The organism is Nocardia sp. NPDC059195 (assembly GCF_042754695.1).
GTDB lineage: Bacteria > Actinomycetota > Actinomycetes > Mycobacteriales > Mycobacteriaceae > Nocardia.
Genome location: NZ_JBHZBG010000003.1, coordinates 104,478 through 117,970 on the forward strand (window position 1 = coordinate 104,478; position 13,493 = coordinate 117,970).

10 protein-coding genes and 1 pseudogene are annotated in these 13,493 nt (G+C 67.1%); 2 read left to right on the plus strand and 9 right to left on the minus strand.

From position 1 onward, the window contains the following. The first annotated feature begins 198 nt into the window (after nucleotides 1–198). On the plus strand, nucleotides 199–645 hold the full coding sequence (locus ACFXKN_RS05305; RefSeq protein WP_378950901.1) for an NUDIX domain-containing protein: 447 nt from the start codon (nucleotides 199–201) through the stop codon (nucleotides 643–645). Between the two features lie 142 nt (nucleotides 646–787). Here ACFXKN_RS05305 and ACFXKN_RS05310 read toward each other — a convergent pair. The 9 genes and pseudogenes from ACFXKN_RS05310 to ACFXKN_RS05350 all read right to left on the minus strand — a co-directional run. Continuing rightward, nucleotides 788–1,831, minus strand: a pseudogene (locus ACFXKN_RS05310) (AMP-binding protein); the annotation flags it as partial. Nucleotides 1,832–1,857: 26 nt separating this feature from the next. Beyond that, nucleotides 1,858–3,042, minus strand: coding sequence for an acyl-CoA dehydrogenase family protein (locus tag ACFXKN_RS05315; RefSeq protein WP_378950018.1), 1,185 nt, complete (start codon nucleotides 3,040–3,042; stop codon nucleotides 1,858–1,860). Then, nucleotides 3,039–3,878 carry an SDR family oxidoreductase gene (locus ACFXKN_RS05320; protein WP_378950020.1) on the minus strand — a complete coding sequence of 280 codons (840 nt, stop codon included), beginning with the start codon at nucleotides 3,876–3,878 and terminating at the stop codon, nucleotides 3,039–3,041. Before ACFXKN_RS05320 ends, ACFXKN_RS05315 begins: the two co-directional genes overlap by 4 nt. A 23-nt stretch (nucleotides 3,879–3,901) precedes the next feature. Then, on the minus strand, nucleotides 3,902–5,053 hold the full coding sequence (locus tag ACFXKN_RS05325; RefSeq protein WP_378950022.1) for an acyl-CoA dehydrogenase family protein: 1,152 nt from the start codon (nucleotides 5,051–5,053) through the stop codon (nucleotides 3,902–3,904). After that, nucleotides 5,050–6,849 (minus strand): acyclic terpene utilization AtuA family protein, encoded by a 1,800-nt coding sequence (locus ACFXKN_RS05330; RefSeq protein ID WP_378950024.1) that lies wholly within the window; start codon nucleotides 6,847–6,849, stop codon nucleotides 5,050–5,052. The genes ACFXKN_RS05325 and ACFXKN_RS05330 overlap by 4 nt, the downstream gene beginning before the upstream one ends. After that, entirely contained in the window at nucleotides 6,846–7,994 is a 1,149-nt protein-coding gene (locus ACFXKN_RS05335; RefSeq protein ID WP_378950026.1) for an acyl-CoA dehydrogenase family protein, read from the minus strand. The genes ACFXKN_RS05330 and ACFXKN_RS05335 overlap by 4 nt, the downstream gene beginning before the upstream one ends. Next, on the minus strand, nucleotides 7,991–9,934 hold the full coding sequence (locus ACFXKN_RS05340) for a biotin carboxylase N-terminal domain-containing protein (RefSeq protein WP_378950029.1): 1,944 nt from the start codon (nucleotides 9,932–9,934) through the stop codon (nucleotides 7,991–7,993). The genes ACFXKN_RS05335 and ACFXKN_RS05340 overlap by 4 nt, the downstream gene beginning before the upstream one ends. Beyond that, nucleotides 9,931–10,743, minus strand: coding sequence for an enoyl-CoA hydratase/isomerase family protein (locus ACFXKN_RS05345; protein ID WP_378950031.1), 813 nt, complete (start codon nucleotides 10,741–10,743; stop codon nucleotides 9,931–9,933). The genes ACFXKN_RS05340 and ACFXKN_RS05345 overlap by 4 nt, the downstream gene beginning before the upstream one ends. A gap of 8 nt (nucleotides 10,744–10,751) precedes the next feature. Then, nucleotides 10,752–12,326, minus strand: coding sequence for an acyl-CoA carboxylase subunit beta (locus ACFXKN_RS05350; RefSeq protein WP_378950033.1), 1,575 nt, complete (start codon nucleotides 12,324–12,326; stop codon nucleotides 10,752–10,754). Between the two features lie 194 nt (nucleotides 12,327–12,520). Between ACFXKN_RS05350 and ACFXKN_RS05355 the strand changes: the two genes are divergently transcribed. Then, nucleotides 12,521–13,237 (plus strand): TetR/AcrR family transcriptional regulator, encoded by a 717-nt coding sequence (locus tag ACFXKN_RS05355; protein WP_378950035.1) that lies wholly within the window; start codon nucleotides 12,521–12,523, stop codon nucleotides 13,235–13,237. Nucleotides 13,238–13,493 lie beyond the last annotated feature (256 nt).

Genomic DNA, 13,493 nt, shown 5'->3' on the forward strand with positions numbered 1-13,493 from the left:
ATGAGATCACCGCCAGGAGACTCTCCTGGGAACAGCGGCGAGAAATGTCCAGCTGGTTGCCGCGGCGGTGGACCTTGGGTTGGGTCGTCATGAGACCTCCGGGATGCGATATACGTCGGACGCATAGTCATTGAGGGGCGGTTGGCCTACGGTCGGCTGGCGCTCAGGTCGGGCGTATCGAGAGAGGCGGGGTTGGTGATGGCTGTGGCCAGCGTTGAGCGGCACAAACTGATCGGTGACGTGCACTTACTACTCACTGACGACCAGGGACGGGTCCTATTCGGTCGGCGCGCGAACACGGGGTACGCCGATGGCGCCTACCACCCGCCTTCGGGACATCTCGAAGCCGATGAGTCTGTGGTTGATGCACTCGTGCGTGAAGCGGCCGAGGAGATCGGCATCGAGATCGCACCGGGCGATGTGGAGTTCGTGCACGTCATGCACAACTCCTCGTCCGGCGGGCGGGTGGCGTTCTTCTTCCGCGTGGCTCGCTGGCAGGGAGCGCCGAACAACCGTGGGCCGGACAAGTGCGACGCGTTGGAGTGGTTCGCCGTCGACTCGTTGCCGACCGAGATGATCCCTTACTGCCGAGAAGCGTTGGATCGCATCGCTTCCGGGGAGACCATGTCGGTGTACGGCTGGTAGTGGTCACGGTGGGGCGCCGCCTCTCACGGCTGTCTCGGCGACCCCACCGTTCCCCTGCCTCGCTCAGATCAGGTCCCACTGTCCGAGTAAGGCGATCAGTTCCTCGAGTCGCTGCGGCGACATGCGCTTTTTCGCAGCGTCTTTCCGGGGGCACCGGAGACCCACCGGCGATCGCCCACTTCAGCTCGTCGAATCCGATCTTCGCGCGCAGCGGGGCAAGCACGAGTTCGTCCGCTCGGGCCCATTCCGCCGCGACGCGATCCGGCACCGGTTCCCCGGCGATCTGATACGAACCCCGCTCGGCTCCCACCGAAAGCGCCCACCGCAGAGCTTGACTGCGCGCCTCGTCCGCCTCGGCCTCGACCGCCATTTCGATGCCCGCCTTGAGCTTCTCCCACACCCGGGGCACTCCACCCCAGATCGTCGGACGCGCATCGGGCAGCGCCGCGGCGATCTTCCGGGGATCTCCGACGACAATGATCTCGGTTCCGAACGCCTCCTGCAGGTAGAGCGAGGTGAGCCGGTCCGCGATGTGAGCTGACGGAAGATACGACGTGATCCGGTCGCCGAACTCCACGCCGAGGACTTCACGGACCCCGTAGACCTGAAACATCAAGTTCGCGTGGGTGGTTTCCACGCCTTTCGGATTTCCGGTCGTGCCGGAGGTGTAGATCAGCGTCGCCACGTCTTCGGGCCGCACCGCCCGCCACGCCGCGTCGAAGTCGAAATCCGCCGCGCCGCCCGTGATCAACTCCCGCACCGAGCGGGTGCCCGCCGGGCCGTCGTCGACACACACGATGTGGTCGAGTTCCACCGCGCTGGCTCTGATGCGCTCCACGTGCTGGGATTCGCAGATGATCACCCGGGCACCCGCATTGCCCAGGACGTACGCGATCTGCTCGGGAGAGAGTGTGTTGTACACCGAGAACGATGTGGCACCCAGATGCTGGGCTCCTACCTCGAGCGGGTAGAAATCGATCCGGTTCGACATCATCAACGCGACAGTGTCGCCGTGTCCGACGCCGAGGGCGGCCAAGCCCGCGGCCACCTGCCGCACCTGTGTGGCGTATTCACGCCAGGTCAAGACCGCGCTGTGCCCGGGTGTTCGCACCGCGACCGCGTCCGGCGAGATCGACGCCGAGTGCTGAAAAGCCTCGACAAGTGTGCCGAATGTCTTTGTTGCCATGGTGAATTGCCTTCCGCGCCTACTGCTCAATACGACCGGGGGAGATTCAGCGAATGTTGTGCCACGTAGTTGAGGATCATTTCCCGGCTCACCGGGGCAGTGCGCATGAGCCGGGCGAACCACCACAGATCCGAGATGCCGTACTCGATGGTGAAACCGTTGCCGCCGTGCGCCTGGATGGACCGGTCGACACACTTGATCGCGGCTTCGGCCGCGGCGAACTTCGCCATGTTCGCGGCCTCACCCGCCTCGGCGAGACCGGCGTCGACCAGCGCGGCCGCCTTCTGGGTCATCAACCGGGCCAGTTCGAGTTCGATCTTCGCCTCCGCGAGCGGGTGCGCGACACCTTGATGCGCGCCGATCGGGGTCTTCCACACCGTGCGCTCTCGCGCGTAGGCCGATGCCTTGTCCAGTGCCCGCAGACCGTTTCCGGTCATCAGGGCCGCGATGATGACGCGCTCCGGGTTGAGCCCGTCGAATACCGCTGTCATTCCGCCGGTTTCGCCACCGATCAGCCGGTCGGCGTCGACCGCCACCTTGTCGAAGAACAGCTGCGACTGCTCGTCGGCACCGATGAACGGCATCTCGATGCGCTGCCGGGTCACCCCGGGCGCGGTCGCGTCGACGACGGCCAGAACCGGCTGCGCCAGTTGCCCGTTCGCGTCGCGCAGCCGCGCGACTACGAGGATCGCATCCGCGGACTCGGCGCCGGAGATGAACGTCTTCTGCCCGTTCAACACATAGCCGTCGCCGTCGCGGCGCAGTTCGGAGCGCAGGTTGTGCGCGTTGCTGCCCGCGTCCGGCTCGGTGATGGCGAACGCCAGCTTGGTCGTGCCGGCGGCGATGCCGCGCAGCCAGCGCTCCTTCTGCTCGGTCGTGCCGTGGCGAGCCAGGACCGAACCCGCGATCGCCGACGAAACCACCAGCATCACAGTGCCCTTGGCGCAGCGGGAGGTCTCTTCAGCCACCGCGATCAGGCCGCTCATCCCCATCCCACCGCCGCCCCACTCCTCGGGAATATTGAGTCCCACGAAGCCGCCCGCGGCGAGGTCGGACCACACATCATGCAGGGACTCGCCGCGCTCCGCCGCCTGCCGCATGTGGTCTTCGGGATACTTGGCGCAGATTCGGCGGACGGAGTCGCGAATGGCCAACTCCTCTTCACTCGGCATGAGCCGAAGAACAGGTGCGGCGATGGCATCAGACGTCATTTGCTGTCCTTTCCAGCGGCGGCGGCTCGTGCCACGGCAATGGCTTCCAGAAACCCCGGCGGCGGATAGCTTCCCGCGCCGACGACATCACGGGCACCGTCCAAGGTCAGCACCGAACCCGAGAAGTAATCCCCCGCCGGCGAGGCGAGGAACGCGACGAGCCAACCCCATTCCTCGTCGGTGCCGAATCGGCCCGCCGGTACGCGAGTGAGCGCGTCCTCCTTCACCCCGGGGACATACCGCGTGTTCAAGGCGTCGGTGTCGAAATGGCCTGCCGCCAACGCGTTGAGCCGGATGCCGAACCTGGCCCACTCGATCGACAGGGTCTTCGTCATGTTCTCCACCGCGGCGCGGGCGGCCGAGGAATGCACCAAACCGGGGAAACCGTCGTGCGGGGAGAGCGTGACGTTGAGGATCTTGCCGTCGCCCTGCGGGATCATCGCCTTCGTCGCGGCCGCGTGGGTCATCAGCCAGGTGCCGAGGATGTTCAGCTCGACCACCTTGCGAAAACCATTGGGTGTGATCATCTCCGCGGGCAGGGCGAACTGTCCGCCCGCGTTGTTGACCAGAGTGTCGATCCGGCCGTGCCGGTCCACGACGTGCGCGATGAACTCGTCGACCGCGTGCTCGTCACGGATGTCGAGGGTGTGCGATTCGGCTGTGCCGCCGAGGGATTCGATCAGCGCCACGGTCTCGGCCAGCGGCTCGGCGCGGCGCGCACACCCGATGACGGTCGCGCCGCCGCGCGCGAGTTCCACCGCGGCCGCGCGACCCAGACCGGTCCCCGCGCCGGAGACCACACAGATCCGGCCCTTCAGCACATCGGGTGCCAACACCCGGGAATTCTCTGCCGAGGCCATCACACGAAGCCGTCCATCGAGGACAGGACCCGCATCATCACCTCATCGGCGCCACCACCGATCGCCAGCAACCGGTTGTCGCGGAAGAAGCGCGCGGTCCACGTCTCCTCCATGTATCCGACACCGCCGTGCACCTGCAGACACCAGTCGGCGACGTGGCGAACCAGCCGGCCCGCCGTCAGTTTCGCGATGGTGGCACTGCGGGTGACGTTTTCCCCGCGCATATACGCCTGCGCGATATCGCGGTTGTAGACCTTCAGCAGGTCGACTTCGGCGGCCAGTTCCGCGTAGGTGTAGGCCAGGTACTGCTGCGACGACAACGGCTGTCCGAATACCTTGCGCTGCTTGGCGTAATCGCGGGTGCGACCGAGGGCGACCTCCATCCCGGACGGCACCGAATAGCAGCCCCACATGCGTTCCATTACGAACTGTTCCATCTGCTGCTGGAAACCGCGGCCGATGGTGCCGATCGTGTTCGACACAGGCACACGGACGTCGTCGAAGGACAGCATGCCGGTGTCGGACGCGCGCATACCGAGTTTGTCGAGCTTCTTCGCCACCGAGAATCCGGGGGTGTCGGTGGGCACGATGATCTGGCTCATCCCCTTGAAGCCGCCCTCGTCGGAGGTGCGGGCGAGCACGCAGAGCCAGTCGGCCTGCAGCGCGTTGGTGATGAACATCTTCGAGCCGTTGATGATCCAGTCGTCGCCGTCACGGCGAGCCCGGGTCTTCAGCCCCGCCACGTCCGAGCCGGCGTCCGGTTCGGTGATCGCGACCGCGACCGCGGCGATCATCTCGCCGCGCATGGCGGGCGCGAGGAACTGTTCTTTCAGTTCATGTGTGCCGTACTTGTGCAACGACGGTGTCGCCATCGAGTTGTGCACGCCGAACGCCATCGGGAACGAGCCGTGATCGACCCGGCCCATCTCCTCGGCCAGCACGAGCGTGAACAGATGGTCGGCACCCTGGCCGCCGTAGGCCGGGTCGTAGTCGAGGCCGACGAAGCCGAGTTCGGCCATCTGCGTGACGATGTCGTGCAGCGGGATCATGCCCGCGGCTTCCCACTTGTCGATATTCGGGTTGATGCGCTCGTCGACGAATCGGCGCACCGAATCGCGGAACTGCTCGTGCTCCGGTGAAAACACGGTCATGAAGGGAACTCCTCGTCGGAAATCAGGGATCGCAGTGCTGCGGGGACCCGGACGGGCATCTCGAGTAGCTGTTGGGCGACGGCTTTGCCTTGCGGGTCGACGCGTAGGGACGCGGTGCCGCCCGCGCCGAGTCCATCGCGCAGCAGGAAGTTCACCGCGTGCAGCCCCGGCAGGCCGTAGCGCTGGACGGAGGTCGAGCCGAGGTGGGCCAGGTACTCTCCGATCGCCTTCGCCGTCACCTGCGCGTGCAGGATCGGCTCGAACTCGGGACGGCGTGCGATGACACCGATGTTCACGTCGGCACCCTTGTCACCGGATCTGCCGTGCGCGATCGCACGCAGCGGCACCACTACGGTCTCGGAGTCGGGTACCGAATCCACGACGGGGTCGACTCCGCGTGGGCTGTCGACGGTTTCACAGAGTTCCGGTGGCACATCCGAGAACTCGACGGCGCGACCGTCGACCTCCACCCGGGCGGGCAGGAGCTCGCGCGGCACGAGGAAGCTGTCGAGCCGCAGCACCGGCGACGGTGTCGGCAACGCACCACCACCGCCGATTCCCGGCGGTCCCGACAGTCCCATCGAGGGGAATTCGCGGATCACGGCCGACAGTGCCGCCGGGTCGTCGTGCCGCAACGCGATGCGCACCCAGACTTCGCGGGCCGCGCCACCCCGCGCATGCGGACCGTAGGTGTCCTCGGCGCCGAGGATATCGACCTGGACCTCATGTAGTTCCGGGAATCCCTTGTACGTCAACAGGGTTCCGAAGCGCGCCACCATGTCGGCGGCGGCTCGTCTGCCTTTGGCCACCGCGTCGTGCCCGCCGAGGAAGAACATGATCTGCGCGCGGGCGCCGTCGAGCACCTGCGCGCAGGCCTTCAGCGTCGGCGTCGGCGCGATGCCGCGAGCGCCGCTCACCTCCACCCGGTTCGGGCCGAGCTCGGCCAGTCGAACCTGGGTCCAGTCGCAGACGACGTCGGGCAGCAGATAGGCCGCGGGGTCACCGATCTCGTAGACGAGTTGCTCGCCGACGGTGCGCCGGTCGACCAGCGCGTCGGTGCCGGATGCGGTGGTGACGACGAAGGACCCGTCCGCGCGCACCTCGGCGATCGGGTAGCCGCTGTGTGCCCAACTGTCGGTGGCCTGCCAGTCGGTGAGCAGACCACCGGTGGACTGCGGACCGCATTCCAGCAGATGACCGGCCAGACTTCCTTGCGACAGCTGGTCGAAATCGTCTGCAGCCCAGCCGAACTCGTGCATCAGCGGACCGAGGACCAGCGCACTGTCCGCGCACCGGCCGGTCACGACGATGTCGGCGCCCGCGGCCAGCGCCGCGGCGATCGGCCGGGCGCCGAGGTAGGCGTTCATACTGATCGGCCGCGCAGGCAACTCGGTGCCGCGCGTGGTCTCGCGCAATCCCGACTCGCGCAGCGAGTCGAGCAGCGGCAACACGTCGTCACCGGTGACGGTCGCGATCGACACGGTCCGTCCGGCAGCAGCGGCCGCCTTGCGCAACGCCGCGGCGGCGGCGTGCGGGTTGATGCCGCCCGCGTTGGTGATCACCTTGACTCCGCCGTCGAGGAAGGCGGTCACGTTCTCGCCGATGATCCGGATGACGTCGCGCGCGTAACCCTGGTCGGGGGCCTTCATGCGCGCCTTCGTCAGCACCGCCATCGTGATCTCGGCGAGGGACTCGTAGATGAGATATTCGCAGCGTCCGTCCGCGAGCAGCTGTGGCGTCGCGAGATACGAATCGCCCCACATACCCGCGGCGCCGCCGATGGTCACAGTCTTCATTCGGTGTACCCCAAAATCTTCGCTGCCCAATCCGTCAGTGGCTCGCTCGCGCCACCACCGATGCGGAACACCCGGGCATCCCGGTAATGACGTTCGATCTCGGTCTCCCGCATGAACCCCGTGCTTCCGTGCAGTTGCGCGGCCTGATCGACGACGAACGAGCACGTTTCCGCCGCGGCGATCTTCGCCATACAGGTCTGCGCGACCAGTTGCTCGCCCTCGGCGTACCGGGCGGCGATCGCGCGCGCATAGGTTCTGGCCACCTCGATGCGCTGGTGCATCTCGACCAGCTGGTGCTGGACGACCTGCCTGCTGATCAGGGTCCTGCCGAAGGTCGACCTGTTGCGTACCTGCGTCACAGTCAGATCCAGGCTGCGCTGCGCGATCGCGCACGCTTGGATCGCGAGCATCAGCCGCTCGGAGCCGAGTTGGTGCATCAGCAGAGCGAAACCGTCGCCCTCGCGGCCGACCAAGTTCGCCACGGGCACCCGGCAATCGGCGAAGACGAGCTCGGCGGTGTCCGAACACAGCCAGCCCATCTTGTCCAGCGTGCGCGACACGGTGAAGCCCGGTGTCCCGGATTCGATCACCAGGATCGACAGGCCCTTCGGACCCGGTCCGCCGGTGCGCACCAGCGTGGTGACGAAGTCGGCGCGGGCACCCGAGGTGATGAACATCTTCGCGCCGTTGACGAGGTAGTCCGCACCGTCGCGACGCGCCGTCGTGCGGGTCGCCGCCAGGTCCGAACCCACGTCCGCCTCGGTGACCCCGAGCGAGCCGCACTTCTCGCCGGCCAGCGCGGGTTTCACGAATCGCGTCACCTGATCGGGTGTACCGACCTTCACCAGGTGCGGCAGTGACACGTTGTGTGTGAGCAGGGCCGCCAGTGCGCCGGTCGAGGCGCCACCGGCCACCAAGCCCTCGGCGAGCACCATCGCATCGACCAGATCACCGCCTTCGCCCCCGAGTTCTTCGGCGTAGCCGACGCCGAGCAGCCCCGCCGCAGCGGCCTTCTCGGCCACCTCGCCGGGCACGAATCCGTCCCGTTCCCACTGCTCCAAGCAGGGCGCGATCTCCCGTTCGGCGAAGCCGCGAGCCGAGTCGCGCAGTGCTCGCCGCTCCGGGGTCTCGAAGGGATCGGTCACTGCTCGCCCTCCTCGGTACGGATGCGGACCAGGACGTCGTCGGCGGCCACTTGCTTTCCAGCCGTGGCGATCTCGCTGATCACACCCGCCACGTCGGCGACCACGGGACGTTCCATCTTCATCGCCTCCAGCACCAGCAGCGGCGTGCCGACAGCCACGATGTCGCCCTCCCGGACGAACACGGTGGTGACGGTGCCGTGCATCGGTGCGCCGAGAACCCCACTGCCGCCGGCCGTCGCGGAGTCCGGCGGTGCGAACAGGGTGTCGGACAGATCGAGGTCACGGTCGGCGAACGCCAGCAGGATCCGGTCCGGGCTCGGGCACAGGCCCTGTGCTGCCGCGGCGGTCCCGTCCACGAGCAGCTGATCGCCACTCCACGTGAGGCGATGAGTGGTGCCCTCGACGGTGACCGAGAGCCCGCGGTCGTCGCGTTCGAGGCCGATCTCCTTGCCGTCGAGAACAACCACCGATGTCTGCGCGGCCTTGTTCGTCCACCCGGCCAGTCCCGGTGAACGCCGCGCCGCCCTGCGCTCGCGCTCCCGATGCAGCCAACCAGCCGCGACCGCGAGCTGTCGGGGCGAGTGTGCCCGCGGCCCGGTGAGATCGACCTCGCCGAGGAAGGCCGTCGTGGCCTCGCCCCCGGCGAATCCCTCGTCGCGCAGCACCCGCACGAGGAACCCACGGTTGGTGGTGAGCCCGAACACCCTGGTGCGTTCGAGTGCGCCGATCAGTCGGCGGCGGGCCTGTTCGCGTGTGCTGCCGTAGGCGATGATCTTGGCCAGCATCGGGTCGTAGTGACTGCTGACGACGCTGCCGGAGGTGATGCCGGAGTCGACTCGGATCCCTTCTCCGACCGGCGGTTCCCACGCGACGATCGCACCGGTCACGGGCAGATAGTCGTTGGCGGGGTCCTCGGCGTAGAGCCGGACTTCGATCGCGTGCCCGGCCAAGACGACATCGTCAGGTGCGATGGTCAACGGCTCGCCCTGCGCGATCCGCAGCTGCCAATCGACCAGGTCCAGGCCCGTGACCAGTTCGGTCACGGGATGCTCGACCTGCAGCCGCGTGTTCATCTCGAGGAAGGAGAATTCGCCGTCGGCACCGAGGAGGAACTCGACGGTGCCCGCCCCGACGTAGCCGATACTCGCCGCGGCGGTCACCCCGGCATCGCACATCTTCCGCCGCAATTCGGCCGTCAGCGCTGGACTGGGCGACTCCTCGACGACCTTCTGGTGCCGCCGCTGGATCGAGCAGTCCCGCTCGCCCAACGCGATGACGTTGCCGTACTCGTCGCCCAGCACCTGGATCTCGACGTGCCTCGGACCGAGCAGGGCACGCTCGAGCAGCAGAACGTCGGAGCCGAAGGCGGACAACGCCTCACGGCGCGCGGCCGCGATGGCCTCGGCCACGGCTCCCTGTTCGGTGACCAGTCGCATGCCCTTGCCGCCACCGCCCGCGGACGCCTTGACCATCAGCGGCATGCCGATCCGCTCGGCCTCGGCGAGCAGCCGCGCGTCGGACTGCTCCTCCCCCTGATAGCCGGGCAGCATCGGCACACCGGCCTGCGCCATCAGCCGCTTCGACGCGGCCTTGTCACCCATCGAACGGATCGAGTCCGGGGTCGGCCCGATAAAAACGATGCCGGCGTCCGCGCACGCCTGCGCGAAGTCGGCGCGCTCGGACAGGAACCCGTAACCAGGGTGGATCGCTTGGGCGCCACTGCTTTTCGCGGCGGCGATCAGTTTCCCGGCATCGAGATAGGACTCGGCTGCCTGCGCCGCGCCCAGGCGGACGGCGGTGTCGGCGGCGAGCACGTGCGGTGCATTCGCGTCGGCGTCGGAGTAGACGGCGACCGTGCGATAACCCTGCTCCTTCGCCGTCCGGATCACCCGGACCGCGATCTCCCCGCGGTTCGCTACCAGTACGGTATCGAATCTCATTCCGTCACCGCCCATTCCGGGTCGCGCTTGCCGAGGAACGCCGCGACACCCTCGCGCGCTTCGGCGCCGAGCATGGTCTGGGCGAATCGCGCGGCAGCATGGTCGAGCAGGGCCTCGCGGTCCATGTCCAACGCCGTGTGCGCCAGTTCCTTGGTGAGCGCGTTCGCGCCTGGCGCGCAGCGCAACACCTGATTCACGGTCCGCGCCACGGCCGCGTCGAGTGCGGCCGTATCGGCGACGATCTCGTCGACCAGGGCGAGCCGCTTGGCCTCGGTGGCATCGATGACCAGGGAGGTCAGCATCAGGCGACGCGCGTGATGCAGTCCGATCCGGTCGATCACGAACGGCGAGATCTGTGCCGGGGTCAGGCCGAGCTTGGTCTCGGTGAGGGCGAAACGCGCCGACTCCGTGGCGATCGTGATGTCGGCGACCGCCACCAGGCCCATGCCACCGGCCATCGCCGCGCCCTCGACGGCCGCGATGACGGCGACAGGCAAGCGATCCCACGCCGCCAACGCCGTGCCGTAGGTGCGGTTCACCGCGGCGATCTGCGCGGGATCGGGGGTGTCGCCCTGGAATACGTCACGGAACGACTTCAGGTCGCCGCCCGCGCAGAAGTTACTCCCGGCTCCGCGCAGCACCACCGCGCGCAGCTGCGCCTTCTCGATGTGGTCGGCCACGCGGCACAGGCCGTTGAGCACCTCGGTCGACAGCGCGTTGCGCTGTTCGGGCCGGTTCAAGGTGACGTACAGGACGCCACCGCGTTCCTTCAGGAGTATTTCCTCGAGTTCAGGGAGAGTTGTCGTCATCGCTGCACTCACATCCTGGCCACGCCGAAGCTGACCGGTCGGGGGTCGATCTGTTGCGCCTCGTCGACGGTCGCGAGCAGGAACCCGAGCACATTTCTGGTTTCGCGGGGGTCGATCACCCCGTCGTCGACGCCGCGCCCGGACACATAGAAGGCGTCGGATTGCGTCTCGAGCAGATCCACCACGGCACGCTCGTTGGCGGCCAGCACCGCCTCGGGTACCTCCATGCCGCGCCGTTTCGCGGCGGCCTCGCCGACGATGCGCATGGTCGTACCGGCTTGCTCCGGTCCCATCAGCCCGATGCGGGCACCGGGCCAGCCGAACAGGAACCTCGGCCCGTAACCGCGCCCGCACATGCCGTAGTTTCCGGCACCGAAACTGGCGCCGGTCATGAAGGTGAACTGCGGCACGGTCGCATTCGAGACCGCCTGAATCATTTTCGACCCGTGCTTGATCATGCCGCCACGCTCGTAGGCGGTACCCACCATGAAGCCGGTGGTGTTCTGCAGGTAGACGATGGGTGTGCCCAGCTGGCAGCAGTGCTGAATGAAATGCGCGGCCTTGGCGGCGCCCTCGTTGTCGATGGGACCGTTGTTGCCGATGAAAGCGACAGCGCGCCCGTGCACTTCGCCCTCGAGGCACACCGTCTGCGGACCGTAGCGGCCCTTGAAGTCGGAGAAGTCGGAGGCATCGGCGATGCGGGCGACGACCTCTCGGACGTCGTAGGGCTGGCGGTAGTCCAGGGGAACAACCCCGGCCAGCTCGTCCGGATCATAGACAGGGTCGGCGAATCCGGACGGTACCCCGCGTAACTGTTCGGTGCCCCAGCCCGTGCGCGCGACTGCCTCACGGACCAGCCGGATGGCGTCGCCGTCGTCTTCGGCGAGATATTCCACCAGGCCGGAAACGTCGGCATGCATCTGCGCGCCACCGAGGTCTTCGTCGGTGGCAATCTCACCGGTGGCGGCCATGAGCAGTGGCGGACCGGCCAGGAACGCCTTACCGCGGCCCCGGACGCCGATCACGACGTCCGACAGTCCTGGCATGTACGCCCCACCCGCGGTCGACGAGCCGTGCAACACCGTGATCACGGGGATACCGGCCGCGGACAGGCGCGCGAGGTTGGCGAACATCTCACCGCCGAGCACCCAGCCCTCGACGCGGTACGCCGGAATGTTCGCGCCCGCGCTTTCCACCAGGTGCACGAACGGCAACCGGTTCTCCATCGCGATGCGCTGGCACCGCATGATCTTGGTCAGCGACGAAGCCGACAGCGCCCCGGCGTTGATGCCCGAATCGGTGACGACGACCACGCACCGCACGCCCGAGACGAAGCCGATTCCGGCGAGCAGGCTCCCGCCCGGCACCGAGCTCGCGCGATCGGCGTCGGTCAGCCCGTTCTCCGTCGCCGCGTAGCCGATGAGGTTCTGCAGTTCGAGATAGGGCGCGCCCGGATCGAGTAGCCGTGACAACCGCTGCCGTGGCAGCAGTTGCTTGCGCGCCGAGAATCGGGCCGCCGAACGCTGCGAGGCGGTTCGGGCACGCCCCTCCAGCTCGCGGAACTCGTCGATCAGAGCGAGCATCGCCGCTCGATTCGATCGAAACTGCTCGGAGCCGGGATCGACCCGCGTTCGGTACACAGCCACGTTTGCGCAACCACCTCTCATGAGTGCCACTCAGTCATATATGAGTGACACTCATATGAGTTAGACACAGTGACTTGCCGAAGTCAATGCACAAGTTCGACGTAGGAGCCGTTCGCTGCCATACTTTCGATATGAGTACCACTCACATCGAGACGCAGACCAAGGGCGACCGGACTCGCGACGCTATTCGCGCGGCGGCCGACGAGTGCTTTCGCCAGTTCGGGTTCGATGCGACCGGCGCCGAGATAGCCCGGCGAGCCGGGGTCGTCGAGGGCACCGTGTTTCTGCACTACCGCAACAAGCTCGGCCTGCTCACGGCCGTGATGAGCGATTTCTACGACCTCCTGCAGACCGAGGCCGAACGCTCGCTCGCTCGCCCGGGGACAACGGTGGAGCGGTTCCGGGTCCTCGTCGATGGGTGGGCGAGCCGAATAGAAACCGATTGGGACCTCATCAGCGTGTTCGTGCACCGCGCCCAAGACACGCCCGATTCCGAACTGGCCGCGACCATGCATGCGCGCAGCCGCGCCTACACTCGCCTGTTCCTCGCTCTCATCAAGGACTTACAAGCCGAAGCCCGACTACCGGCAACCACACCCGCCACACTGTTGCGCGACATGGTCTTCGGGACCCTGGAACACACCGCGCGCGGCCAGATCGCCGCGGGTAAACCGTTACAGGTGCGCCGGACCGGACAGCAGACCGTCGATTTGCTGCTCACCCCACACGAAACGACTCTCGACGACGACCGGCTCACGGCGATGGACGCCAAACTGGATCGACTGCTCTCGCGGGTAGGCGCAGACGACCAGCCACGAACAGATGACGACGATGGAGTGCCGAGATAACGGCGATTCGCCGCCTCCGGAGGAGTACCGGAGACGGCTGATTCGAACTAGTCGGCGTGCAGATACACCGGAACGGTGGCGTGCCCGTTCGTACGTGAACCGCGCACTCGATCGGGAGCCAGGGCCTAGCCGGAGGGGTGTCGGCATAGTAGGTGGCGGGGCCGACAACAAAGGCCCCCCCCAACGACCGCAAACGGACAGCCCACACAAAACCCCAGGTGGAAGAACAACGCAACCGGGGGGGACCCCGAGAGGT

Coding starts and splice junctions, on each gene's coding strand:
- ACFXKN_RS05305 (WP_378950901.1), top strand. CDS start 199: ATGGCTGTGGCCAGCGTTGAGCGGCACAAACTGATCGGTGACGTGCAC.
- ACFXKN_RS05315 (WP_378950018.1), bottom strand. CDS start 3,042: ATGACGTCTGATGCCATCGCCGCACCTGTTCTTCGGCTCATGCCGAGT.
- ACFXKN_RS05325 (WP_378950022.1), bottom strand. CDS start 5,053: ATGACCGTGTTTTCACCGGAGCACGAGCAGTTCCGCGATTCGGTGCGC.
- ACFXKN_RS05330 (WP_378950024.1), bottom strand. CDS start 6,849: ATGAAGACTGTGACCATCGGCGGCGCCGCGGGTATGTGGGGCGATTCG.
- ACFXKN_RS05340 (WP_378950029.1), bottom strand. CDS start 9,934: ATGAGATTCGATACCGTACTGGTAGCGAACCGCGGGGAGATCGCGGTC.
- ACFXKN_RS05345 (WP_378950031.1), bottom strand. CDS start 10,743: ATGACGACAACTCTCCCTGAACTCGAGGAAATACTCCTGAAGGAACGC.
- ACFXKN_RS05350 (WP_378950033.1), bottom strand. CDS start 12,326: ATGCTCGCTCTGATCGACGAGTTCCGCGAGCTGGAGGGGCGTGCCCGA.
- ACFXKN_RS05355 (WP_378950035.1), top strand. CDS start 12,521: ATGAGTACCACTCACATCGAGACGCAGACCAAGGGCGACCGGACTCGC.